At 37.9% G+C, this 24030-nt stretch carries 25 protein-coding genes; 6 read left to right on the top strand and 19 right to left on the bottom strand.

Annotation, left to right across the window (positions count from 1 at the left end):
• Positions 1–2: 2 nt before the first annotated feature.
• The 7 genes from secD to TY87_RS00335 all read right to left on the bottom strand — a co-directional run bounded on the left by secD (position 3) and on the right by TY87_RS00335 (position 6630).
• Positions 3–1853: a protein translocase subunit SecD gene (secD, locus tag TY87_RS00305; protein ID WP_100185571.1), complete on the bottom strand. Its 1851-nt coding sequence runs from the start codon at positions 1851–1853 to the stop codon at positions 3–5.
• A 78-nt stretch (positions 1854–1931) separates the two neighbouring features.
• Positions 1932–2258: a preprotein translocase subunit YajC gene (gene yajC, locus TY87_RS00310; protein WP_072840549.1), complete on the bottom strand. Its 327-nt coding sequence runs from the start codon at positions 2256–2258 to the stop codon at positions 1932–1934.
• A gap of 72 nt (positions 2259–2330) precedes the next feature.
• The gene (gene tgt / locus TY87_RS00315; protein ID WP_072840603.1) at positions 2331–3449 is read right to left on the bottom strand and encodes a tRNA guanosine(34) transglycosylase Tgt; all 1119 of its coding nucleotides are present in this window, start codon (positions 3447–3449) and stop codon (positions 2331–2333) included.
• A 32-nt stretch (positions 3450–3481) separates the two neighbouring features.
• On the bottom strand, positions 3482–4543 hold the full coding sequence (queA, locus tag TY87_RS00320) for a tRNA preQ1(34) S-adenosylmethionine ribosyltransferase-isomerase QueA (protein ID WP_100185572.1): 1062 nt from the start codon (positions 4541–4543) through the stop codon (positions 3482–3484).
• A gap of 716 nt (positions 4544–5259) precedes the next feature.
• Entirely contained in the window at positions 5260–5778 is a 519-nt protein-coding gene (locus tag TY87_RS00325) for a hypothetical protein (RefSeq protein WP_100185573.1), read from the bottom strand.
• Positions 5779–5854: 76 nt separating this feature from the next.
• Positions 5855–6433: a hypothetical protein gene (locus TY87_RS00330; RefSeq protein WP_100185574.1), complete on the bottom strand. Its 579-nt coding sequence runs from the start codon at positions 6431–6433 to the stop codon at positions 5855–5857.
• Positions 6433–6630 carry a hypothetical protein gene (locus TY87_RS00335; RefSeq protein ID WP_100185575.1) on the bottom strand — a complete coding sequence of 66 codons (198 nt, stop codon included), beginning with the start codon at positions 6628–6630 and terminating at the stop codon, positions 6433–6435. Before TY87_RS00335 ends, TY87_RS00330 begins: the two co-directional genes overlap by 1 nt.
• Positions 6631–7263: 633 nt before the next feature.
• Between TY87_RS00335 and TY87_RS00340 the strand changes: the two genes are divergently transcribed.
• Complete coding sequence (locus tag TY87_RS00340; RefSeq protein WP_100185576.1) at positions 7264–7896, top strand: hypothetical protein; 633 nt, start codon at positions 7264–7266, stop codon at positions 7894–7896.
• Here the strand turns inward: TY87_RS00340 and TY87_RS00345 are convergent.
• The 4 genes from TY87_RS00345 to TY87_RS00360 form a co-directional block, all read right to left on the bottom strand.
• The gene (locus TY87_RS00345) at positions 7893–8609 is read right to left on the bottom strand and encodes a hypothetical protein (protein WP_100185577.1); all 717 of its coding nucleotides are present in this window, start codon (positions 8607–8609) and stop codon (positions 7893–7895) included. The genes TY87_RS00340 and TY87_RS00345 overlap by 4 nt on opposite strands.
• Positions 8610–8833: 224 nt before the next feature.
• Positions 8834–9886 (bottom strand): hypothetical protein, encoded by a 1053-nt coding sequence (locus TY87_RS00350; RefSeq protein ID WP_100185578.1) that lies wholly within the window; start codon positions 9884–9886, stop codon positions 8834–8836.
• Positions 9886–10254 (bottom strand): plasmid mobilization protein, encoded by a 369-nt coding sequence (gene mobC, locus TY87_RS00355; RefSeq protein WP_100185579.1) that lies wholly within the window; start codon positions 10252–10254, stop codon positions 9886–9888. Before mobC ends, TY87_RS00350 begins: the two co-directional genes overlap by 1 nt.
• 256 nt (positions 10255–10510) lie before the next feature.
• A complete protein-coding gene (locus TY87_RS00360) occupies positions 10511–11854 on the bottom strand; it encodes a site-specific integrase (RefSeq protein WP_100185580.1) in 1344 nt (447 codons plus the stop codon).
• Positions 11855–12098: 244 nt separating this feature from the next.
• On the opposite strand from TY87_RS00360, the gene TY87_RS00365 reads away from it, so the two are divergent.
• Positions 12099–12296: a DUF2986 domain-containing protein gene (locus TY87_RS00365; protein ID WP_072840547.1), complete on the top strand. Its 198-nt coding sequence runs from the start codon at positions 12099–12101 to the stop codon at positions 12294–12296.
• On the opposite strand, the gene TY87_RS00370 is transcribed toward TY87_RS00365, so the two are convergent.
• Positions 12293–13144, bottom strand: a complete 852-nt coding sequence (locus TY87_RS00370) for a helix-turn-helix domain-containing protein (protein WP_332835587.1) — start codon at positions 13142–13144, stop codon at positions 12293–12295. The two genes, TY87_RS00365 and TY87_RS00370, sit on opposite strands and share 4 nt — an antisense overlap.
• Positions 13145–13342: 198 nt before the next feature.
• Here TY87_RS00370 and TY87_RS00375 point away from each other — a divergent pair, with 198 nt between their 5' ends.
• From TY87_RS00375 to TY87_RS00385, 3 genes are read left to right on the top strand one after another with little or no spacing between them, the layout of a single operon-like run.
• Positions 13343–14770 (top strand): alanine/glycine:cation symporter family protein, encoded by a 1428-nt coding sequence (locus TY87_RS00375; protein ID WP_100185581.1) that lies wholly within the window; start codon positions 13343–13345, stop codon positions 14768–14770.
• A gap of 53 nt (positions 14771–14823) precedes the next feature.
• The gene (locus tag TY87_RS00380; protein WP_100185582.1) at positions 14824–16227 is read left to right on the top strand and encodes an aspartate ammonia-lyase; all 1404 of its coding nucleotides are present in this window, start codon (positions 14824–14826) and stop codon (positions 16225–16227) included.
• On the top strand, positions 16224–17255 hold the full coding sequence (locus tag TY87_RS00385; protein ID WP_072840543.1) for an asparaginase: 1032 nt from the start codon (positions 16224–16226) through the stop codon (positions 17253–17255). The genes TY87_RS00380 and TY87_RS00385 overlap by 4 nt, the downstream gene beginning before the upstream one ends.
• A 93-nt stretch (positions 17256–17348) precedes the next feature.
• Here TY87_RS00385 and TY87_RS00390 read toward each other — a convergent pair whose 3' ends face one another.
• The 4 genes from TY87_RS00390 to TY87_RS00405 form a co-directional block, all read right to left on the bottom strand.
• Positions 17349–17702, bottom strand: a complete 354-nt coding sequence (locus TY87_RS00390; protein ID WP_072840542.1) for a VOC family protein — start codon at positions 17700–17702, stop codon at positions 17349–17351.
• 7 nt (positions 17703–17709) lie between these two features.
• Positions 17710–18597, bottom strand: coding sequence for an EamA family transporter (locus TY87_RS00395; protein WP_100185583.1), 888 nt, complete (start codon positions 18595–18597; stop codon positions 17710–17712).
• A gap of 101 nt (positions 18598–18698) precedes the next feature.
• On the bottom strand, positions 18699–19757 hold the full coding sequence (locus tag TY87_RS00400; protein ID WP_100185584.1) for an NAD(P)H-dependent flavin oxidoreductase: 1059 nt from the start codon (positions 19755–19757) through the stop codon (positions 18699–18701).
• A 29-nt stretch (positions 19758–19786) separates the two neighbouring features.
• Positions 19787–20302, bottom strand: coding sequence for an NADPH-dependent FMN reductase (locus TY87_RS00405; protein ID WP_100185585.1), 516 nt, complete (start codon positions 20300–20302; stop codon positions 19787–19789).
• A 90-nt stretch (positions 20303–20392) separates the two neighbouring features.
• Between TY87_RS00405 and TY87_RS00410 the strand changes: the two genes are divergently transcribed.
• Positions 20393–20833 carry a GtrA family protein gene (locus TY87_RS00410; protein WP_100185586.1) on the top strand — a complete coding sequence of 147 codons (441 nt, stop codon included), beginning with the start codon at positions 20393–20395 and terminating at the stop codon, positions 20831–20833.
• Between the two features lie 22 nt (positions 20834–20855).
• On the opposite strand, the gene TY87_RS00415 is transcribed toward TY87_RS00410, so the two are convergent.
• The 3 genes from TY87_RS00415 to TY87_RS00425 all read right to left on the bottom strand — a co-directional run bounded on the left by TY87_RS00415 (position 20856) and on the right by TY87_RS00425 (position 23945).
• The gene (locus TY87_RS00415; RefSeq protein ID WP_072840537.1) at positions 20856–21866 is read right to left on the bottom strand and encodes a pirin family protein; all 1011 of its coding nucleotides are present in this window, start codon (positions 21864–21866) and stop codon (positions 20856–20858) included.
• A 112-nt stretch (positions 21867–21978) separates the two neighbouring features.
• Entirely contained in the window at positions 21979–23268 is a 1290-nt protein-coding gene (locus TY87_RS00420) for a sensor histidine kinase (RefSeq protein ID WP_100185587.1), read from the bottom strand.
• Entirely contained in the window at positions 23265–23945 is a 681-nt protein-coding gene (locus tag TY87_RS00425) for a response regulator transcription factor (protein WP_100185588.1), read from the bottom strand. Before TY87_RS00425 ends, TY87_RS00420 begins: the two co-directional genes overlap by 4 nt.
• Positions 23946–24030 lie beyond the last annotated feature (85 nt).

Consider the following 24030-nt stretch of genomic DNA (forward strand, 5'->3'; position numbering starts at 1 on the left):
TCCTAAATGTACAGTTTCTTGTTTTTACGACCACCATACACAAGATTAACCTGTGCACGAGTTACAACGATTGCCGTAAACATAGAAGTAAGAATACCCAGCGACAATGTCACTGCGAAACCTTTAACAGGCCCAGTTCCTACCGCGAACAAAATCACAGCAACCAACAAAGTGGTGATATTGGCATCAAAAATAGTCGTAAATGCGCGGTTAAAACCAGAGTGAATCGCTTGCTGATTCGGCACTCCACTTGCTAATTCCTCTTTTATCCTCGAGAAAATCAACACGTTTGCATCCACCGCCATCCCCATCGTCAATACAATACCAGCTATACCTGGCAAGGTAAGCGTAGCGGAAAGCAAAGACATACACGCCATCAGCAACACAATATTTAATGCTAACGAGATATTGGCAAAAAGACCAAACACCTTGTAATAAAGCAGCATAAACACCATAACAACCAACAAACCAATTTGGGCAGAATCAACACCTAATTTAATGTTCTCTGCACCCAAACTAGGCCCAATGGTACGCTCTTCAACAAAGTAAATTGGCGCAGCTAAAGCACCGGCACGCAACAACAAAGCCAACTCAGAAGACTCACGAGGACTATCTAGCCCAGTAATACGAAATGAATTACCCAGCGTCGTTTGAATCGTCGCTAAAGAAATGATGCTTTTTTCGCTATAACTTCTACGCACTTCTTCCATTTTGCCATCTTTTTCGACAAAACGACTGCGAGACTTATGCTCAATAAAGACAACACCCATGTTACGACCTACAGCAGAACGAGTGACTTTACTCATCTGCTTACCGCCTTTAGCATCCAAACTAATGTTTACCTGCGGGCGACCATTTTCATCAAAAGAGGAACTTGCATCAGAAACACTATCACCAGTAATAATAAGATCACGCTCTAAACGAGCAGTACGACCACTACCATCACGGAAAGTTAAAGTTTCAACATCACTACCATTGCTATCCAAACCTGCTTCCAAATGGAACTCAAGGTTCGCAGTTGCACCGATAATACGTTTTGCTGCCGCCGTATCCTGTACACCTGGCAACTCCACAACGATACGATTACTACCTTGGCGCTGCACCAAAGGCTCAGCCACACCCAGTTCGTTTACACGATTTCGCAATGTCGTTAAGTTTTGCTTTAGCGCATAAGATTCGATTTCTTTCTTAGCCGCTTCGGTGAAACTCACATCTAGGTAAAAATCACTGCCATCTTGACGAGTCGCATAACGGTATTCAGAAAAGCCTTTCTTTAACAAGGTTTCAGCTGAAGCCAAATCAGGCTGCTGTAAAAAGCGAATCGAAAGCACACCATCTTCAATGTCAACACTGCGATAACGCACTCGATCTTTTCGCAAGGCTGCTTTCATTTCACTTGAGCTAACTTCAAGCTTTTGCTTTAACGCTGCAGGCGTATCAACTTCCAGTAAGAAGTGAACACCTCCACGCAAATCAAGACCAAGCTTAGCAGGCCCAGCACCTAAAGAAGACAGCCATTCAGGCGTCGTAGGAACAAGGTTAAGCGCTGTTACATAGTCATCACCCAATGCTGCCGCTACAACCGGCTTAGCAGCAAGTTGGTCCTCACCGCTATTAAAGCGTAAGGTACCGCCAGCAGAGGTAAGCTCTGCTTCTTTTAAATCTATATTCGCTTTTGAAAGCGCACTTTTCGCTTTTTGCAGAGCCTGCTCATCAACAACAGCAGTCGCTTTTTGGGTAGATAGTTGTAGCGCTGGATCATCCGGATAAAGGTTTGGGAAGGCATACAGTAGCCCCAAAGCCAAAACAAGAAGAATTAGCAAATACTTCCACAAGGGATACTTGTTAAGCATGAAAATTCCTTTACACCTAAAAAATTAAATGGATCGATAAAGAAGAAAAGCGCCTAGGAAGGCGCTTTTCAAAGAAGGTTAAATTGACTTTAACGTTCCCTTAGGCAAAACAGCAGCAACTGAAGACTTTTGAAACTTCATTTCGATGCCTTCAGATACTTCAAGTACTACATAGTTATCGTCTACTTTAGACACTTTACCTAGTACACCACCGCCAGTTACTACCTCAGTACCTTTCGCTAGAGATGCAATCAAGTTTTTATGCTCTTTTGCACGTTTCGCTTGTGGGCGCCACATAAGGAAGTAAAAAATGACAACGAAGCCTGCAAGAAGCACTAGGTTAAAAATACCTGTATCTGCTGCTGCGCCGCCTTCAGCGTAAGCTGGTGAGATCAATGCGATCATGGTGTTAACTCTCCAATGGTTTATGAAACTGTTGCGAACCCTTTTGTAAAGGAATTTGCATAATTTTGTTTATTATTCACTCAAAGCTGGCGTTTCTAGGCCTCGCTTTGCATAAAACTCATCAACAAAGGCGTCAAATCTACCTTCATCGAGCGCCTGACGCAATCCCGCCATGAGTGTTTGGTAATATCGTAGGTTATGAATTGTATTTAATTGCGCCCCTACCATTTCTTGACACTTATCCAAATGATGTAAATAAGACCGAGAAAAGTTTTTACAAGTGTAACAATCACATTCTTTATCTAATGGGCCAACATCGTGACGATATTGAGCATTACGAATACGAACTACACCATCTGAAGTAAACAGATGACCATTGCGCGCATTACGCGTTGGCATAACGCAATCGAACATATCAACACCACGACGAACACCTTCAACCAAATCCTCTGGTTTGCCGACGCCCATCAAATAGCGAGGTTTATCTTCAGGCATTTTTGGCGTGGTGTGATCTAACACCTTCATCATTTCGTCTTTAGGCTCACCAACTGACAATCCGCCAATCGCATAACCATCAAAACCAATATCCACCAGCCCCTCTAGAGACTCATCTCGAAGGTTTTCATACATACTGCCTTGGATAATGCCAAATAACGCAGATGGACTGTCACCGTGCTCATCCTTCGAGCGTTGCGCCCAACGCAAACTCATACGCATGGACTTAGCGGCCACTTCTGGCGTCGCTGGATAAGGCGTACATTCGTCGAAAATCATCACAATATCAGAGCCAAGATCGCGTTGAACTTGCATGGAGATTTCAGGACTTAAAAACACCTTCGAACCATTAATTGGCGAACGAAAGCTAACGCCTTCTTCGGTAATTTTGCGCATTTCGCCAAGCGAAAACACTTGAAAACCGCCAGAGTCTGTTAAGATTGGCTTTTTCCATTGAGTGAAATCATGCAAATCACCATGTGCTTTCACAACATCTGTTCCCGGACGCAACCAAAGATGGAAAGTGTTTCCCAAAATGATATCAGCACCAATTTCTTCGATATCTTTGGTCAACATACCCTTCACCGTACCGTAAGTACCAACAGGCATAAAAGCTGGCGTTTCAACTTTTCCACGCGGAAACGTCAAGGTAGCACGACGCGCCTTTCCTGACGTAGTGTGAAGTTCAAAATCCATAAAACATTCTGGACGCTTATCAGACATACGTCTTATTCCTCACCTTGCGGGCCTTTAGCCTGCGCATTTCGTGTAATAAACATGGCATCACCATAACTAAAAAATCGATATTTCTGCTCAACTGCTTTTTTATAAGCGGCCATCACATGGTCATAACCCGCAAAAGCGCTAATTAGCATAATCAGTGTTGACTCTGGCAAATGAAAATTCGTCACCAAAGCATCCACTGTTTTAAATTCGTAACCTGGGTAAATAAAAATACTGGTGTCGTCCTGCATCGGCGCTATTTCCCCACTCTGGCTTGCCGACTCAAGACTACGAACACTGGTCGTACCAACAGCAATAACTCGTCCGCCACGAGCCTTAGCAGCTTTAACTTGCTCAACTACACTAGGTTCAACCTCTACGTATTCAGCGTGCATAATGTGGTCTTTTACATTTTCGACCTTCATTGGCTGAAATGTTCCAGCACCAACATGTAGGGTAACAAATGCTATCTCAACGCCTTTTGCCTTTAGCTTTTCAAGCAAAGCATCATCAAAATGCAAACCAGCAGTCGGTGCCGCAACAGCACCGGGCTTTTGATTATAAACCGTCTGATAACGTTCTTGATCACTGTCTTCATCAGGACGCTCAATATAAGGCGGCAACGGCATATGACCAGCACGCGTCAAGACATCCAACACAGGCTCATTAAAAACAAGGTGGAACAACGCACCTGAACGACCAACCATAGTCGCTTCAATCTGCTCACCTTTATCTTGCCCCAAAATCAGCTTGCTGTTTTCTTTTGGCGACTTACTTGCACGAACATGAGCCAGCGCTTCATTCGTATTAATAACTCGCTCAACCAGTACCTCAACTTTCCCGCCAGATTCCTTTTGACCAAATACCCGCGCAGGAATAACTCGAGTGTTGTTAAACACCATCAAGTCACCGGGTTGAACCAAATCCAACACATCTGGAAATTGACGATGAACCACGTCACCGCTAGGACCATCAAGATGCAACAACCGACTGGCTGTTCTATCAGGCATAGGGTAATTAGCGATCAGTGAATCAGGTAAATCAAAGTGATAATCGGAAACGAGCATGAAAAGAAAGCTACCTAGAAAAAACGACCCAGCATTCTAGCGAAAATCCTCTCAAAAAGGTACTTCCAAGCCACTACTTGTTAAAAAGATAAAAAATAATACGTATAGCCGTTGACTTATCTTATAAATACCATAGAATACGCCTCACCTTTTTCAAGGCCAGTGTGGTGGAATTGGTAGACACGACGGATTCAAAATCGAAGCGGTTTATCATCTTTTTAAGAAAATATTCTTTTAAATCATCAACATACAGTTTTGAAAAAGATAAAAAAAGTTGTATAAATGTTGTATAGCTTTTGAAGATTGTGGCGGTATGGTGGAATTGGTAGACACGTCGGATTAATCTGTGTCTGAAAACACTCTATTAGAGTGAAAGAAAAAATAAACGAGTCCGCTTCTTTCGCAAGAAAGTCGATAAAACTGGATGAATTGCTGGAAAATCTTTGACGAGACAATCAGCAGCCAAGCCCACTGAGTGGGAAGGTTCAGAGACTACCTGAGCTTATGCGAATAGGCTTAAAAACAGGAATTAGCAAAGTGTTAATAGCTTTGTGAAAAAGCGTCCAGCCCCTAATTTTAGGGTGATGATATAGTCCGTGAAAATGTCAAAATCCGATGCCTTCGGGTGTGCCAGTTCGAGTCTGGCTACCGCTACCAACTAAAAAAATGCCCCTTTATTGGGGCTTTTTTATAACTTAAAAAAGTATAAAACCTAATTATCTATCATGTATCTTGTACATCCCATTAGATTCATTATAAATAATAACCCTAGTCATATATCCAGTTCCTACAAATGCCTTATAACTAACATATGCAACACAACTAACAAATCCATCACTAGTTCGACTAAAATCTTTAAGCTCAAAATCAATATAGGAAAAATTATTAAGAGATTTTTTTAGTATTTTCTCACACATCAATCTATCACTTACTCCCTGAGATGATGCGTTATACCTTTGTCGTTCCAAAAGCTCTTCTTTAATATTATTATCCTCAACTATTTTCTGCAAACGATATTCATTTTGTATCTTCTCATTATCAAGCTTATTTTGTAATTTCATTTTTTTTAAGACAATACAATTAGATTCATCTTGTGTGAGTTTTGAACTCAAAGAATTCCATCTGGCAGAAGGTACTTCACATTCAGGAAACTGAGCTAATCGTTCTTGTTCTAATGGGCTTAAAGTACAACCCAAAAGTAAAAATGCAGGAAAAATCGAAACTAGTATTTTCAAAATGAACTCCAAAATCAGATAATATATAACTAAATTATGATAATTTTTTATAGATGCCTGTACAGTGTACTTTCACTTAAATATTAATCCATAAGTTTTCATGTAAACCATCGATTAGTTTAAGAATTTCTTTATCACAACTTTCTGAAAATTGGATAATCTGATTATAAAGTATACCTTCATCACTAATATTTTCATCTATCGTATAATCTAATAATGACAATTCTTCAAAGGTTAAATTTAAAGATAAAGCCAAAGCTTTTATTTGTTCTGTATCATCTTCAGGTAAACCAGACCATTGTGGTAAAATATTAAACTCTGCACTTTTAATTCCCTTACTCTTCCATCCTCTTAAAAGCCCAGACCATAAATTTCCACGAAGATTTGAAGTACTACTAATTCTATTGGCCTTCCACCTTGTCACTTCTCTAGAGCCATCTGTTTTATAAATTACAACTTCTGCTTCTTTCGTTTCAATTAGTTTTTGTTTAAAAAAATCTTCATCCATAGGACTAAAACTTAATAGAGGTTTTGCCTCCACTCTACCCTCAGCACTGTCTAATAAACGAATAATTACGGCTTCTGGCGTGTCAAACCCCTCTGCCAACGCCTCTAATCTATTGTATGTGTCAAATGATACTTCAATACTTCGCATTAATTTTCCCTCTCACCTAAAACTATAAAGCCAAATAATAAATCATATTTGATTCTAAATAAATCATATTTGATAAAAAGATCGTTTAATTCTTCAACATATAGAAAAAAACTATAAATCTTTAATTTATTATCAAATATGGCTATAATATAAAAATATCCAAACCCTATCACTTCCAGAAAATCCGCTTGCGGCATGTCTCTTAAATCTCTTGATCAATTACATCAAAGACTTACAAAACACGCTTAAAACATCATTTAAAAGCCTTATACACCCTCATCTCTCCGCTCTTTGGCACTTCCAGAAAAGGCCGTAGGCCATATCTCTTAAATCTCTTATGCACTTAATAAGTCTTACTTTTGTTTTTTGCGTCTTTTGGCGAAAAATAAAAGAAAGAAAATCTAAGTACTTTTTATCTATATTAAAGATTCTAAATTAGTTACTAATTTACATTAGTTAGTAATCTATATTATTAGGACACCATTATTTTACATCTTCATCCACCATTATTTTACTTCTTCATCCACCACTATTTTACTTTGCACACACCACAATTAAGCTTTTATTTTCAATCACACACACCAGAATTAAGCTTTTTGACACAACACTTCAATACATAATTTGACAATTTAAAAAAATATGATTAATTGAAATTATAAACAAAAAAAATCGCATTCAAATAAATGAATGCGACTTTTAAAAATTAAACTTCCTGCAAAGAAGATATAAATTAATATACATTTAATTATTGAAAAGTCAATAATTAAATTTGAAAAATTGTATTTCTTCACTGTTTAATTTTTAAAATTATATAATGAGGAATATAAAAAATGATAGAATACTTTACAATAGCGAGAGAATTAATGAACAGAGAAAACAAACTACATTATGAATTATTTGATTTTAAACAAAATCACGACATTAAACTATTTGTTGCGATCTTATCAAACGCAACGATGATTTATAAGAATAACAAAACAGATGAAAACTATTTGACTTTTTCATTAAAAAACTTTTTTGCAAGTGATAGTTATTTATGTAGAGCTACTTTAAGTTTTATTTATATCGAAAAGTTTTTAAGAACTAATGAAATAATAATGTCAAAATTTTTTGATTTTATTGATTATGATTTAGAAAACAAAACTATAAGTTTTACTTTTACTGAAAATTATATAAAAACTATGAAAAAAAGCGGTTTTAATAAATTAGAACTAAAAACATTGAAAAGCATAAAAGACATTAGAACAACTAAATTAGCTATGATTTTAGCGATGAAGCCTAGTGGCTATTTAGACGTAAATTATTTATTTAAAGTTTTAGATTTGTATAAAATTGAGCGAAGAGACAGAAGAATATTCAAAATTAAGCAAGCTTTTAAAAGCTTAAATGTAGATGTCGAATATAAATATCCTAAAAATAAAAATTCCCCAGTATTAGAAGAACACTATAAATTTTATTATTAAAATTTATAGCGTCTTTTGTTTGAGTTTTCATTTTTATTATTATTATTTAGATCATTTTTATGATCTATTTTTAAAATATATAAGTCGTCTTTATCATTTAATATACTTTTCAGTGATCTATCTTTGTTTAATTCTTTTAGAACATAATCAGTATCATATCGTTTATCTAACTTTGATAATATAAATTGTCTTTGGTCATCAATACTATTATTAGTTAATTTATTATCGTAAAGATTAATTAAGTTTGAATTGCTCATTTTTTCATTTAAAACAACACTTTTCACATCATTAAGGGAGATTAAAGAATTTTCTAATTGAAAGAAAAATAAATCATCTTTGTTGTTTTTAAATGCTATTCTCATAGAATTTAAAGTAAGTTCTTTATTACTTGAACTTGCACCCTTCCAGCCATTTTCTTTTGCTATTTTATAAGTAAGCTCTAAATCGAAAGGATTTGAATTTGGGCTTAATGATATTGTTTTTTTATCTTCGCTTATCTTCAAATTATAGTTATTAGGTCTTTTTTCTTCATCTTTTTTGTTGTAAAAAATCGATAAAGAACCGTCATTATTTTTAACTTGTTTATAATTGTAGTTTAAATTTTTGACATCAAAATCATCTCTAATGCTTAATTTTTCATCATTTTTAAAGCTTCTATTAGTTAAGTATTCGAATAAATCAGCATCATTTTTTTTAATTTTGCCATAAGTCAAATATGAATTAATTTTTCCAGCAGCAAGAGAAATATCATCATTTAACGATGTAAATGTTATGCCGCCTGCTCCGTTTTCTCTTTTATTTACATAAATTTCTATCTTATTATCATTTAGTATATCAATAAATTCTTGTGTCGTTTTAGACTTCCTGTATGCATTATTAACCGTATTTTTTAAATTTGAAAAAACATCATCATCATTTAAAAGATCATCTTTTTTATCTAATATTTTTTTTCTTCATTACTAATAACATTAATTTTCATTTCATTAAATAATTTTTTATCAACTAATTTATGATGAGTATTATTTCTTTTTTTCCAGTCTTTTTTTATTTTTCTTTGAAGGTTTGAAACTTCATTTTTATTCTCATTTATTAAACTTTCTTTATATTCATTGTCAATTTGAACTTGATCAGTAAACAAATTTTGAACTTTCTTAAAGACACTGTATTTGATAGGTTTTTCTAATTCAGTAATTTTTTCAAATATTACATTTATTTTATTATTAACTATTTTTTTATTATTTGTATGAATATTTTTATTATTATTTATATCTGAAATTAATTTATTTTCTTTTTTTTTCAAAGGATATTTAATATTGCCAAATTCGTCAATTTTACAATCATAATCAATTGCTTTATTTTTAACGATTTTTTTATTGTCATCACTCAAATTTGGGACATATATTTTCTTTTTTTTGTTATTAACGTCAGTTTTCCATACATAATTTTTAGGGTCATTTTTACCTGTGTATGTTAATTTATGTTCTTTCTCTATTTTTTGTGCTGCTGACTGTCTTTTTAAGCCTGAATTGCTTTGTCTATGGTAGTTGCCCGTTTCGTCGTGATATCCCCTGACGATGTGAAAATGAAGCTTCCCGCTGTCGATCTGCGGCCATATCATATATGGCGTTTTTTCAAAATTAGGATCGTATTTTTTAGCTGTTTTTATTGCTAATTTTAAAGCGTTAGCCATACCTAATCTTTCATCATCATCATTTGAAAATGATATTACAGAATGCTCGTATAGGTATTTTTGACGTGAATTTTTAGATAGTTGTGAATTAGCATCAACTGATAAAATAAAGTTATCTACGAGCTGGTTATATTCGTTTTCGTCGTTTATATTTGAACAATAACCACAATTAGAAGATACTGAAATTAACCTAGGATTATTAGAATTGTTTAATCCTGCTTTATTATTGCTATTGTATTTGACAACTTTTTTTAATTGTCTAATTGTCGTTGCTTCATGTTTTAAGGAAAAAATAGTCATTATTTCCCCCTGTTCGCTTGTTTTACGTGTTTTGTGAAATAATTTTTAGCTTTAATTCCCTGACTTAAAAAATCTTTGATTTTTTTAATATCATCATCATTTAATGATTTTCTTTCATTTGCTACTTTTGCAAGTTGATTTAAATTATTTCCATACTTAATAAGGTGATTTAATACTTTTAAAGAATGCCCTTCTTTATCTACATAAACACTTTTAAAGCCTTTTCCATTATTCATATAATGAATAATTAAAGCTTCCCAAGTTTTCAATCCAGAGTTTCTTTTCTGCTCGTTTAGTAAATCATAAGTTTTATCATCTACTCTTATGTGAATACTTTTTCTTCTATTTTTTTTATTTTTGTTTTCCATTTTCAATTCCTTTTTTGTTTATAATTTATCCAAGTGCAACGCGGAAAATTATGCTGTTTATTTTATATCTATCTCTCAAATTTAATTTATTAAATTTCATATTTTCGGAGAAAATCAAGTTAGTTTGGGGAACCCAAGCTTCTACTTGCAATATAATACATTTAGCATATTTGATTGATCTGTCAAATCAATATAAAAAAAGAGAAAGGGAAAAGAAAAAGGCACTTCGTGCCCTTCTGGAAATGAAATTTAGGGGTTATTTGTTATGTTTGAAAAACTCTTCAGCTTGATTATAAAAACTTAATAATTCAGCTTCTGTAGGATCTGGCGGTATATCATCATAATCTGTATAAGATACATTATTTAGAATAGCTTTTAATTCTAATTCATTGCGATTAAAATCTGTCAAACTATCTATATGCGCCTGCTGTGATAATTTATAACTATCATAATGTTTCTCTATCATCTCAACCGAACTACCAACGTATTTCGCAATTAGATAAATATCTACGCCTTGCATAAGTCTTTTTGTTATAAACGTATGGCGACAACTGTATAAAGTATAATGAGTATTTATTAAATTATTTTCTTTCAAATAGTCTGTAAATTGTTTAAAAATGTCGCTAAATTCTGCGATTTTATTAAAAGAAGTTTCTAAAATCAATTTATTACTGTATATAAAATTATCAATAGTGATATTCTTATCTTTCTGTGTAATTTTAGCAATGTTAACAATTGCGTTAATTGCTTTTGAACTTAAAGCAATAACACGACCATTCGAATATTTTTTCGTCTTGCCTTTGCTGATTTTCACAAGGTAATTATCATTTTCTATCAATAAATCATCTTTGTAGTAAGAATGTTTTTTCTTCTTGATATCATTAAAACGTAAATTTATAAATTCTTCGCCAGTCCTCAATCCCGTTTCTAATAATATTAGAAAATATTCATTAAGTATTTTTCTGTATTCAACAGTCTTAAAATTAGCTTTTCGTCCATTTTTTTCGATTTCGTGAAAGTTTGGTAGATGCTCTAAAATAATCTTTAAATCTTCATCATTAAAAGCGTCTCTTGCCTCAACTTTAAAAGATTTTACCTTCGGAATTATAGGAATATCATTTTTCTTAATTATTTTTTCTTCTTCTAAATATTCCAGTATCATTTTAAAACAAGTTTTATTAATATTTTTTCTCGTGACAGATAATTCTTGACTATCAAAATAATCCCTTATTTTTTTAGTTGTAAAATCAACGATTTCGACATTTTTAAAGAATGGAATGATAAAATTTGAAAAGACTGTTTTATAGTCTTTATAGATTTGTAGCTGTGTTTTTTTACTATCTAACTGAATAATTACATTATTTACAATATCTTCAATGTAAATTTTTTTATTAGCTAAAATAGCTAATCCTTGCTTATTTCGGTTTTCGAGTTCGGAACGGAGTTCCCAAGCTCTGAACTTCGCTTCGTCTTCGTCTGACACTCCTAAGCTTCGCTTAATTTCTACTCCATTCACTCGTATACGAGCGTAAAAATTATTTGAGTTTTTAACTCTATAAATAGCTAAACTCTTCGCTAAACGCTCGTATTTTGCTACCATATGGCAATCTCTTATGTAAATAGTTGTATAGTAAGTTGTATAGCAACTTTAAATAACTACATAAGACTATGATTTTCAAGGGCTTTTGTAAAGACAGTATAAGTTCAAAATCCGTTGCCTTCGGGTGTGGCGGTTCGAGTCCGCCTACTGGTACCAACATAAAAAGCCCTGATCATTGATCAGGGCTTTTTTTTCGTTCCTTGAATGCTATTCTGGGACAACAGCGTCATTTTAGGAACAAAACATGAATCGCCGCAAAAAAATCAAAGACATTTATGATAAGCGTATGAAGCAAGCTAACTTAAAGGTTAACCCTAAAAAGGCTAAGCCTAAGTACATTTCTAAAGCTGAGCGCGCAAAAATGGAAGCAGAAGCTGCTGCAAATCCAAGCACGGATGTTGACGCAGAAGCCTCTGAAACAAGCGAAACAAAAGACGCTTAAAATCTCGCTCTAAAATGCCAGTCACCTTCTTTCATATCATTTTTGATTGACTGGCAAATATCCTCATCTATCAGATCACTGTCTACGTCATACAATCCACATTGAGCAACTGCACGCTTTTTATTGATATTCAAACCTAAGTACTCATAGACAACTCGAGCGCAACATGGTGCTCTTTCACCACTTCCTGATACACCTAACCGCAATCCAGTTAATCGCTCGACACGATTTTGAAAAGAAGGATAAAGAATTGTCTGCGTCATCTCAACATGAGTCTGACGCTCATAATCAATTAAAAATAATCGATCCGATAAGAGCTGCACCACACCATTATAAATACCATGAAAAGATTTTTTTAAATTACGAGGATTCAGACGCTCAGTACGCTGATAGTAAGTTTTGTCACCTTGAGACTCTATATGAACCAAGGTGCGTAAAATTTTTCCTGGGCACGCCATGGAAAGATAATATTCAAAGTAATAACCAGAGTACTTAGCTAAACCATGCTGTCCAGATTGATTCAGCTGATTAAATTGCTGCTGCTCAGACGTAAGACTTTTTACGTCCTCACTCTGACGAATAGGTCGTGCTTGAACCAATTTAACAAATTGATCGTGTGGCAACGCCATCTCACTAGGCTCAACACCAAAAAACTCTCCTATACGACGCCGAGTACTACTACTCGGCACCGTCGTCCCATTTAGGTAACGATTAAATTGAGCACGATTGATATTTAGTCGACGACATACATCCGCCACCGATTTGTAGTAACTGCATAACAACTGCAGATTATCAGCAAAATGCTGCACCATGATTATTCCCACCAATCGATTCCAAAATTCACTCACCCAACAACTCAGCAGTGTAATAAATAATCCCACCAAAAACACGCCAAATATGATGCTAGTTGACGCTATAGAAGCATCAAATAGCACCAAATAGCGCCTTTTTACGAACTGCCTTTCCTACTAATTTTTCGTTCCAATGAGCTTCTTAGCACTACCAAATAAAACTAAATAATAAATCTAAAAAAGTAGGAGTTCCCCATGCTATCTCTTCTCACCGACTTGCTTTGGAGCAAAGTTCTTATCGCTGTATTAATCGGCATTGGTATCTGGTTTACCATTGCAACCCGTTTTGTACAATTTCGCTATTTCGGCAATATGTTCGGTATTCTTACCGCAAAACATCATGAAGCTGATGGCAAACATTTAAGCTCATTCCAAGCTTTAATTTTATCTGTAGCGGGCCGTGTCGGCGGCGGTAATATTGCTGGTGTTGCGGTTGCGATTACGATTGGCGGCCCAGGTGCAATTTTCTGGATGTGGGTTGTTGGCCTAATGGGCATGGCAACCAGCTTTGTCGAATGTATGCTAGCACAAACCTATAAAGCTTCAGAAAAAGACGGTACTTTCCGTGGCGGCCCAGCATTTTATATTGAACGCGGTCTAGGTAAAAATTGGAAATGGTTATCCGTACTGTATTCAATCTTACTATTAGCCACTTTCGGTATCGCCTTCACGACCTTGCAATCTTATTCTGTCGCTACCTCATTAGAAGACGCATTTGGCATCCAGCCTTACTACAGCGGCATCGGCATGGCACTAATTGTTGGCCTGATTATTTTTGGCGGCGTTAAACGTATTGCGCAAGTAGCTGAAATACTAGTCCCTATTATGGCTGGCGGCTATTTGTTAATTGCTCTTATCGTTCTTGCGATGAACCTAAGCGCGGTTCCAGATACTTTGATTATGATAGTTAAAAGCGCGTTCGGCTTAGAGCCAGCATTTGGCGGTGGTATTGGTGCCGCTATATTAATGGGTGTAAAACGCGGCCTATTCTCTAACGAAGCGGGTCTTGGTAGCGCACCAAACGTTGCAGCGGTTGCTTATATTCCACACCCAGCGAACCAAGGTATCGTTCAAGCCTTCTCTGTATTTATCGACACAATCGTATTATGTACTTGTACTGCACTGATTATCCTTCTTGGTAGCGCTTATGATCCAAGCAGCACTGAAACTGTTCAAGGCGTAGCTCTAACTCAAGCATCATTGGCAACTCACATGGGCGATTATGGCCGTATGTTCGTCAGTATTGCTCTGCTGCTATTTGGTTTTAGTACCATCTTATACAACTACTACTTAGGCGAAAACAGCGTTAGCTACCTAACTAAATCAGACAATCATGGCTTCTACATGAATGCCTTCCGCGTCATCATTATTTGCCTTTGCTGCACGGGTGCTATCCTTGATCTAGGAACAGTGTTCGCCTTTGCAGATTTGAGCATGGGTCTATTGGCGCTCGTTAACTTATTTGCTCTAGCTCTGTTATTTAAAGTTGCTAAACGCGTTATGAAAGACTTTGATGATCAGCGCAAACAAGGTAATAAAGTGCCAACGTTTGAAGCAAACCGTTTCGCCGATTTGGATCTAGACCAAGAGTCTTGGCCAAATAACGAAAATAACCACCAATAAACCAACTTAAATTACGCCTCATCGTGATCCGGTGAGGCGTCAGGAAGAACATCATGAATACTCGCTCTGAATACGATTTACTTGGCAATATGGACGTTCCCGCTGACGCGTTGTATGGTATACAGACATTGCGTGCAGCTCAAAACTTCTCGATTACTGGCGTTCCTATTTCTCACTTTCCTGAATTGATTAAAGCCTTGGCAATGGTAAAAGCGGCTGCAGCTCGAACCAACCAAGAAATGAAACTACTAACAACTGAAAAAGCCGATGCCATTGTCTATGCCTGCCAAGATTTGATCCAAGGTCAATATCACGATCAATTCATTGTCGATGTAATTCAAGGTGGTGCAGGCACTTCAACCAACATGAACGCCAACGAAGTTATTGCCAACATTGCACTAATGAAATTAGGGCATGAGAAAGGCGAATACAAGTTCCTACACCCAAACGATGACGTAAACCGCTCACAATCCACCAACGACGCTTACCCAACGGCAGCATGTTTGGGCATTCAGTTTGCAGCCGACAACTTTGTACCAAGCCTTGCATCACTAAAAGAAGCATTAGAAGCCAAAGCTCGTGAATTCGCGCACATCGTAAAAATGGGACGTACGCAGCTTCAAGACGCAGTACCAATGACATTAGGCCAAGAGTTTGATGCCTTTGCTGTTACCCTTGGTGAAGATATTGACCGCATCAGTGAAGCCTGCGCACTACTTTGCGAAGTAAACCTTGGCGGTACTGCAATCGGTACTGGCATCAATACACCTGAAGGTTATGCCAAACTAGTAGTAGAAAAACTAGCAACTATTTCAACAAAACCACTCGTACCTGCCAGCAACTTAGTCGAAGCAACATCAGACATGGGTGCGTTTGTATTTTTCTCCGGCATTTTGAAGCGTCTTGCCATTAAACTAAGCAAGATGAGCAACGACTTGCGCTTGCTATCTAGTGGACCTCGTACAGGTTTAGGCGAAATAAACCTACCACCAATGCAGCCAGGCTCTTCCATTATGCCAGGTAAGGTAAACCCTGTGATTCCTGAAGCGATGAACCAAACTGCGTATCAAGTCATCGCGTCTGATCTTGCTGTAACTCTAGCGGCTGAAGCGGGTCAATTACAGTTGAACGCCATGGAACCTATGATCATTTATAACGTACTAAATTCGTTAAAAATGCTTAAAGAAGCCTGCCAAATGCTGGAAACTCGCTGCATACGCGGCATCACAGCTAATGAGGCAGTGTGCGCTGGCCACGTAGAAAACAGTATCGGTATCATTACTGCACTGGTTCCGCATATTGGTTATGCTAATGCCTCTCGCATTGCTAATACTGCACTGCACACTGGCAACACAGTAAAAGCCTTGGTAATTGAAGAAAACCTGCTAACGGAAGAGCAGGTGAATATTTTGCTAAGCCCACAATCCATGCTTTCCCCTAGCAAGGTTGTAATATGAGCGCAAAAGTACTCATCTTGTATACAGGTGGTACCATAGGCATGATTCAAACAGAGCAGGGCTTAGCCCCTGCTTCTGGTTTGCAAGAGCGTATAGAAATGGCGTTAGGGATGAGCATAAACACTCTTCCCTCTTTTGAAGTGCTGGAAATTTCACCTTTAATTGACAGCGCCAATATAACGCCAAAGCACTGGACCAAACTAGTGTCTATTCTTGCAACTCATTGGCAAGACTATGATGGCTTTGTGATTCTTCATGGTACGGACACCATGGCGTACACAGCCTCTGCCTTGTCTTTTATGCTAGGCGCCTGCACTAAAAACATCATTCTAACAGGCTCTCAAATTCCGTTAGGGATGAACCGAAGTGATGCCACTTCAAATTTACAAGCTGCCCTATCATTGGCAATTTCTCATAGGATAGCAGACGTAAGCTTGGTTTTTGATGGCAAACTAATGCGCGGCAATCGCATCCAAAAAATTAGCAGCGGTCGATTTGAAGCCTTCCATACCCCAAATGACGATTTGTTAGGTGAATTAGCGATTGGCATGCAGCTTTATCCAAATCGCATGATTAAAAGTAATGACGAGAGCGTAACAACATTACTTGAAAACAATATTGTCAGCTTTAAAACTGGTGCGGTTGGAGTGGTTACACTGCACCCTAGTCAACCAGTTGCCATTTATTTAAGCCTCTTGGACGACGATAACTGCAAGGCAATTGTTCTGCTAACTTATGGTGCAGGTAATGTACCGGATCAAAACCCAGCGTTTTTATCATTCTTAACAGAGGCTATGCTGCGCAAGAAAAACATTGTAAATCTGACCCAATGCCTACACGGTGGAGTGTCTCAGGGCGCGTATGCAGCGGGATCTATCTTATCCTCTATGAACGTTTTGAGTGGTAGAGACATGACCCTAGAAGCAGCCTTCTGCAAGCTCCATTGGCTCATTGCTACAGGTGAAAGCTATTACGGCATACTAGAAAAATGGAACACTAATTATTGTGGCGAGTTTACTCTCCAATAACGATGACTAGAGGAAACAAATAGGCAGACACAATAACCGGACAGAGTTTGTTTTTGAATTCAGTCCGGTTATGTTTATTTGCAGATTAAAACGTTAAGCAGGCTCACTCCACACCGCCCATTCGTTACCACACGGATCTAGAAAGTGAAAACGACGACCACCAGGGAAGTCAAAAATTACTTGTTCAATCGTTCCACCCGCCGCTTGTACTTTTTCAAATACGACTTCAAGTTCATTACTATACAGAATAATCAACGCCGCGCCATTTTGTGGTCTTGAACAAAAGTTCGCTTGAAAAAAGCCTCCATCTAATCCTGCATTTTCAAACGCTGAATATTCTGGGCCGTAATCTCTAAACCCCCAACCAAACACTTGACTAAAAAAGGCTTTATTTAACGCCAAATCACGCGCTGGTAATTCAACATAATTGATCTTATTGGATTCCATATATCCCTCACTTAATCGTCGATGTCACTACTAAGATAACGCTGATCACAATCATTGCGCCACCAATCCATTGCTGCGTCGTCATTTTTTCAGAAAAACGAACTTTTGAATAATACAAGGTTCCGATTATTTCAATCTGCCCTAACGTTTTCACCAAAGCTGGATTAACCAAAGCAAAACCAGTAAACCAACCAATTGACCCTAGAGAACTTAAGACACCTACCTTACAACTTAACGCAAATTCATGCTTAAACGGAGCTAAAATATCTTTGCTTTTATAAATCTGAATGCCACACAAAATAATAGATTGCAAAGCTAAAACATACCAAAGCGTGACGCCTGCACTAGTAATCAGAGAACCAGATAAAGAATGACTGGCGATAGACGATGTTACCGAGGTAATAGCAAAACACAAACCACTAGCAAGCCCAAGTAAAAGAGATACGTCCTTGTGCGCTTGTCTAATATTGTTCCACTTAACACTCATTACAATAGCCCCTAACACACCAAAAGCAATGCCAAACCACGCTCCCATGGTCAAAGTATAATGCAGTAGAGGCAAACCAATTAACGCAGCCAAAACCGCTTCTGTTTTAGACAACAAGGTTCCCAATGCGAAACTACCAGCCTGAAAGGCTCGCAACATAAAATACGTCGCCATAATCTGAGTAATGGCACAAATGCTTGCCGCGATGACAAAAACTAGGCTTTTTTCGACAGATACCCAACCAAATAGCTGCCAACAAATAACAAGATACACACTGACTAAAGGCAAGCCATATAAAGAACGCGACATAGTGGCATGTAAAAACCCAGTTTCACGAGCCAGAGTATTTTGATACGCCGTTCGAACCGACTGACAACCTGCTGCAAACAGAGTAATAAAGATCCACATGCCAACGCCTTATCTCACAAATTTGAAAGCGCTAGCATGAGGTTAAGACATGTATTTGTAAAAGGAATAAAACTTATATTTTGGATTCCATATAGGAATAATTAGGAAACAATTCGACAGGCCTCAGCGAATTGTTTGGTCAAATCAAAAGCGGATATTTCTTGGCAACCTGACACATTCTGCCCACTCCACAAAGAAGAAAAATCATCCAAATTCTGCTTCTCTGCCAAATTTTTCAATTGCGCCATTTCCATTGATGCATAAGGAAAATCTGGCACACTGGAATTCATATAGCCAAGATCTTTCATAATACGATTAGCAATACCTCGTGCAGGTCGCCCAGTAAAAACATTGGTTAAAGCCGTATGATGGGCTCTTTGACTTTTTAACGCAGCACGATGAAGTTGAGATGTTTTAGCTTCATGACACAACAAATAGGAAGTCCCTATCTGTACTACTGACGCACCCAGAGACAAAGCGCAGTTAATACTACGAGCATCACAAATACCGCCTGCTGCAATCACAGGGACACTTACTCGATCGACAATTTGAGGCAATAGTGAAAACAAACCAATTTGAGTAGAAACATCTTTCGACAGAAACATCCCTCGATGCCCTCCCGCCTCAAGACCTTGCGCAATGATGCCATCCACGCCATTTTCTTCTAACCAAACCGCCTCTTCAAGTGTTGTCGCAGAAGACAGTACCTTAGTTCCCCAACTTTTAACCCGTGCAAGCAACTTAGCGTCAGGCAAACCAAAGTGAAAACTAATAACGGGGGGAGCAAAGTCTTCTATCACATCGGCAATATCATGACTGAAAGGCATTCGGGTTGCGGCTTTTATGGTCGCATCATATTGACCTGAAAGCTTATCAAAATACGGTTTCAACAACGCTAGCCATTGTTGATGCTTTATTTCATTGTATTCTGAAGTGTCATGACAGAAAAAATTCAGATTATACGGTTTATTCGTCGAGGCTTTAATTAAGGAAACCTGATGAGCAATATCATCCACGCTTAGCATAGCGCATGGCAAAGACCCCAAACCACCCGCTTCCGAGACCACAATAGCCAAAGCACTGTCTTGAACGCCTGCCATAGGTGCCTGAATAATCGGATAGTCCATTCCCAACCAATCACATGAACGAAATTGTTTCATCTGGCCTCCTTATACTTAAAACTAAAAGCTTAAAACTTAGCAACAATATCCGACAAGGCTTGCTTAATGGCAGCGTCAACAACTTCACCGTCTTTCATTACATTATAGAAGTTAGGCACACTCAGGCTACCAACAATATTGCCTTTGAAAAACGGCATGCTGTTAACAGTTTGTGCAAGCACACTACTTGCACCACCAGGTCCTGGAGATGTTGAAAGCACAGCAATTGGCTTATCTTGATAAACGGCTTTTTCAATACGAGATGCCCAATCAAAGATATTTTTATAAGCAGCAGAATAAGAACCATTGTGCTCAGCAAAAGATGCAACGATTACATCTGTTTGAGCAATAGCATCTACAAAAGCTTGTGCTTGAGCTGGAACACCTGATTCTTTCTCAAAGTCTTCACTGAAAAGCGGCATTTCGAAATCATTAAGATCAAGAAGTGTCACTTCCGCGCCTTCTACAAGGTTTGCTGTATAACCGGCCAAAGCCTTGTTAATAGACTGGCTGCTTGAACTAGCACCAAATGCAAGTATTTTCATTTTCGGTCCTTTTATTTCGTTAAGATTAAAAATTTCTTCAAGAGAAATAGTTTCATATTTTTTTGATGTTCAGCTGCTTAGAATGCCACCATGAACTTAATTTTCAAACATACTTTTGTACGCTTTGCTATCGTCGGTGGTGCTGGCTTTCTAGTCGACCTTGCCAGTATGCTGCTGCTTTCCATTTGGTTGCCGCATCTTGTTGCTCGTGGTTTCGCATTTTGGGTCGCAGCCAGCTCGAACTGGTGGTGGAATCGCACTATTACTTTTACTGTCCCCAAACAAGAAAAAACAAGCGACAGCAAAAAGGCTGCCGCTCTGCAATGGATGCAATTTCTTGGCAGCTCTGTTATTGCCTTTGTGCCTAATTGGGGTTGCTATCTAATATTAATGTCTCAACCACCAGCAACATCCAATTCTACACTGACTCTTTTATGGCCTTATTTAGCCATGATACCCGGCATATTAATTGGCATGATGCTCAATTATGTTTTCTCACGCTATTGGGTGTTTTCTCCCGCTAAGCTTTAATCAGCCGTGCTTGTCAATTCAATCAAGCCTTGGCTTGTTCAGCGCTATATTCAGCAAATCGGCCTTTCGATTTATCATGCACTTGATCATGGCGCGGCCAAGGCCAACCACCAAATTGTGTACGTTGATAATCTTGAAACGCTTGCTGTAGCTCTGCACGTGTATTCATAACAAAAGGACCATGTTGTTCAACATGCTCACCGATTGGGCGGCCTTGCAACAACAAGAATCTGGCTTTTTTGCCCTGATTACGCAATACCAAAGCGGAATCACTTTTCAAGACAAAAGCTTCATTAATAGACGCATTTGCACCATCTAACGTGACCTTCTCACCTTCAAAAAAGTACAAAGTACGGCTCAAATTAGCTACCGCTGCAGGCAAGTTCCATTCACCGTTTTCTGGCAAATCAATCAACCAAATAGCAACATCGTTTTTACTATCCGCCGCCCATGAATTAGGCGGACAAGGTGAAGGATCAACATTTTGAAACGTGCCAGCAACCACCTTAACTTGAGTTTCCAGACCTTCACTGTCGGCAACCTTTACCACTGGCGTATCTTCATTCCAAAGCATGGTGAAATGCGGTGGCACCATTTTATTCTTGCTTGGCAAATTTAACCAAATTTGAAAAAGTTCTAATGGATTAACATCTTCTTCATTCAACAAAGGGAACATTTCGGAATGCTGAACGCCTTCACCTGCCGTCATCCACTGAGTATCACCCTCCCCATAACGGCCAGCCGCACCAATAGAATCGGCATGATCAACAAAGCCTTTGTTCACAATGGTTACCGTTTCAAACCCGCGATGCGGATGAGCAGGAAACCCAGGAATACTTTTACCGTGATACATACGCCAACCATCAATACCGCCAAAGTCTTGCCCCAATGGACGATTATTTAGCGGTGCATCAGGCCCCATAGATGCGTTTGCTTTTGGGTAAGTATCATTATGGAAAGCACAAAATAAAAAAGGATCAAATGTAGGCCAGAACATTTGCAGAGGAATTCGTTTTAAAATTGACGAGCTCATTATGTTTCTCCATCAAGAAATAGTGTAACTGATGCACACATCATAACATCTATAAACTTGATTGTTTTATGCTTATATTGGTTCCAATCTATCTATTTTTTAAATACGTAGATCATTGAGAACATTGTGTATCACTTGGAAAAACGACTGTAGCAGTGCACCCTAGCGCACCATTATCAGCTGAACAGTTATCCGCCAAAGAGAACGAACAATTATACTTGGCGCAAATATCGCGCACTATCATCAACCCCAAACCATAACTTTCGCCGCCCGGTTTGCCGCTCAAACCACAACCTGTATCGACAATAGATAATTCATTATCTGATATCACTAGATTCACATAGCCCTCTTCAGTACAGGCCATGGCATTTTTCAGTAAATTCCCCACTAAAATATGAAAAGTAGGAATAGGTAATTTAGTAATAATTTGACCATTTTCAACAATATCAACCGCAACAGATTTACCTGTGAGATACCCCAAATGCGTCTGTCGAATGTCTTCATATTCACTTGTCTGCACAACACGCGAAGCAATAGCAGCCAAATCTTCATCTCGAGTTAGAGACAACAGAGTCGTGATGTAATCTTCCATCTCTTGACAGGCTTGAACCATGCGAACTCGTTGACGTTCTAAAAATTCCTTCGAATCAGATTTACCAAGCAGCGTTGTCGCGCCCTTCATGACCATTAGAGGTGTACGTAGCTCATGACTAGCATAACGGTTGAATGCTCTCTCTCGCTGAATCAACTCTCGAATTTGATTTTGGTAGCTATTTAACCTATCAACTAAATGGCGAATTTCTCTTGTCGCCGCCCCTTCTGGCAACTCAATAGCAGACAAATTGGCAGGCGTTCTTTCGCCAAGACTTTTAGAAAGTTGGGCAAGCGGTTTGGTTAAGCGATCAGAGATTCGCATGACCACCCACAAACTGACGATCAACAACAACAGAGACAACACAAGTTGAGTACTCTGTGTTTCAAACATCTGGGCTTCAGAGATTTCATAAATCTCATCGTAATGAATCACATAAATATCTTTCAACTCGCCATTTAGCATCACTCTAGAATGCATAGAAAACATTTCTAATGTCGTATCTGATTCTTTGTCTAATTCATAAGGCTTATCGTCTTTGGCGTTGGCAGCAAGAACCACACCAGATGGTAAATTTTCTTTACCCACGTACACTTCGGAAAAAGGCGGCACAGACACATGTGTTAAATCAGTGCCATTTAATAAAGAAACAGCCGTATTTTTATCTTTTAACATGCGATTTTCTGCATAAATCATTTCTATGTTTTCGATCATTGAGGTAAACATAGAAAAGTGAAACGCTATAATCGCGAACGCTACGATTGAGAAATAAGTGAAGGTTAGCTGTTTCGCAGTTTTAATTTGTTTCATTCACCACCTTCAGCAACAAGACGATAACCCACCTTAGATACGGTTCTTAAATAAGCATGCTCAAAAGGTCGATCAATCAAACTGCGTAATTGATAAATATGACTACGCAGCACTTTGCTATCTGGTTCTTCATCACCCCATAAGGCATCGCAGATTTCATCTTTTGACACCACATCAGGGGCTTTTTGAATAAGACATTTTAAAATCGTGTATTGAGAAGGATTTAAAGAATATCGGCCACCTTCACGCTGCAACACTCGTGTATTCATATCCAAAGACAAATTACCAAAAGTTAACGTACGGTTGGCGACACTGCCTTTTCGTCTTCTTACCAGAGCTTGCAATCGAGAATCAAGAATTTCCAAATCAAAAGGCTTCACTAAATAATCGTCAGCAAAATGGGCAAAACCAGTCAATATATCGTCTTTGGTATCGCGCGCTGTCAGCATTAATATAGGCGTATCAATACCGGCTTCTCGCAATGATTTACATACCGTTAGTCCGTCCATTTTAGGCAACATTACATCTAAAATAATGGCATCATAATGTTCGGCTTTTGCTAATTCATAACCTTGCAAACCATTATTCGCGTAATCTAGCACATAGTTTTTGATTTCAAAGTAATCAAAAATCACACCGGCAATATCTTTATGGTCTTCCACTAACAGTAATTTCATATTCGTCTCAATTATCAAAAAATGCTGTAAAAAAAGAGTGGGCTAATAAAGCCGAATTGTCACATAAAAGCGTGAAAAAAAAGTG

The organism is Marinomonas sp. BSi20584 (assembly GCF_002792415.1).
In the GTDB taxonomy this organism is placed as follows: Bacteria; Pseudomonadota; Gammaproteobacteria; order Pseudomonadales; family Marinomonadaceae; genus Marinomonas; species Marinomonas polaris.

Excerpts from the sequence above, each read along its gene's own strand:
- TY87_RS00420 (WP_100185587.1), bottom strand. The coding sequence starts at position 23,268 with ATGAAACAAATTAAAACTGCGAAACAGCTAACCTTCACTTATTTCTCA.
- queA (WP_100185572.1), bottom strand. The coding sequence starts at position 4,543 with ATGCTCGTTTCCGATTATCACTTTGATTTACCTGATTCACTGATCGCT.
- TY87_RS00380 (WP_100185582.1), top strand. The coding sequence starts at position 14,824 with ATGAATACTCGCTCTGAATACGATTTACTTGGCAATATGGACGTTCCC.
- TY87_RS00425 (WP_100185588.1), bottom strand. The coding sequence starts at position 23,945 with ATGAAATTACTGTTAGTGGAAGACCATAAAGATATTGCCGGTGTGATT.
- TY87_RS00340 (WP_100185576.1), top strand. The coding sequence starts at position 7,264 with ATGATAGAATACTTTACAATAGCGAGAGAATTAATGAACAGAGAAAAC.
- TY87_RS00415 (WP_072840537.1), bottom strand. The coding sequence starts at position 21,866 with ATGAGCTCGTCAATTTTAAAACGAATTCCTCTGCAAATGTTCTGGCCT.
- secD (WP_100185571.1), bottom strand. The coding sequence starts at position 1,853 with ATGCTTAACAAGTATCCCTTGTGGAAGTATTTGCTAATTCTTCTTGTT.
- TY87_RS00330 (WP_100185574.1), bottom strand. The coding sequence starts at position 6,433 with ATGCGAAGTATTGAAGTATCATTTGACACATACAATAGATTAGAGGCG.
- TY87_RS00405 (WP_100185585.1), bottom strand. The coding sequence starts at position 20,302 with ATGAAAATACTTGCATTTGGTGCTAGTTCAAGCAGCCAGTCTATTAAC.
- yajC (WP_072840549.1), bottom strand. The coding sequence starts at position 2,258 with ATGATCGCATTGATCTCACCAGCTTACGCTGAAGGCGGCGCAGCAGCA.
- TY87_RS00410 (WP_100185586.1), top strand. The coding sequence starts at position 20,393 with ATGAACTTAATTTTCAAACATACTTTTGTACGCTTTGCTATCGTCGGT.
- TY87_RS00400 (WP_100185584.1), bottom strand. The coding sequence starts at position 19,757 with ATGAAACAATTTCGTTCATGTGATTGGTTGGGAATGGACTATCCGATT.
- TY87_RS00385 (WP_072840543.1), top strand. The coding sequence starts at position 16,224 with ATGAGCGCAAAAGTACTCATCTTGTATACAGGTGGTACCATAGGCATG.
- TY87_RS00395 (WP_100185583.1), bottom strand. The coding sequence starts at position 18,597 with ATGTGGATCTTTATTACTCTGTTTGCAGCAGGTTGTCAGTCGGTTCGA.
- TY87_RS00375 (WP_100185581.1), top strand. The coding sequence starts at position 13,343 with ATGCTATCTCTTCTCACCGACTTGCTTTGGAGCAAAGTTCTTATCGCT.
- TY87_RS00365 (WP_072840547.1), top strand. The coding sequence starts at position 12,099 with ATGAATCGCCGCAAAAAAATCAAAGACATTTATGATAAGCGTATGAAG.
- TY87_RS00390 (WP_072840542.1), bottom strand. The coding sequence starts at position 17,702 with ATGGAATCCAATAAGATCAATTATGTTGAATTACCAGCGCGTGATTTG.
- mobC (WP_100185579.1), bottom strand. The coding sequence starts at position 10,254 with ATGGAAAACAAAAATAAAAAAAATAGAAGAAAAAGTATTCACATAAGA.
- TY87_RS00360 (WP_100185580.1), bottom strand. The coding sequence starts at position 11,854 with ATGGTAGCAAAATACGAGCGTTTAGCGAAGAGTTTAGCTATTTATAGA.
- TY87_RS00335 (WP_100185575.1), bottom strand. The coding sequence starts at position 6,630 with ATGCCGCAAGCGGATTTTCTGGAAGTGATAGGGTTTGGATATTTTTAT.
- TY87_RS00350 (WP_100185578.1), bottom strand. The coding sequence starts at position 9,886 with ATGACTATTTTTTCCTTAAAACATGAAGCAACGACAATTAGACAATTA.
- tgt (WP_072840603.1), bottom strand. The coding sequence starts at position 3,449 with ATGGATTTTGAACTTCACACTACGTCAGGAAAGGCGCGTCGTGCTACC.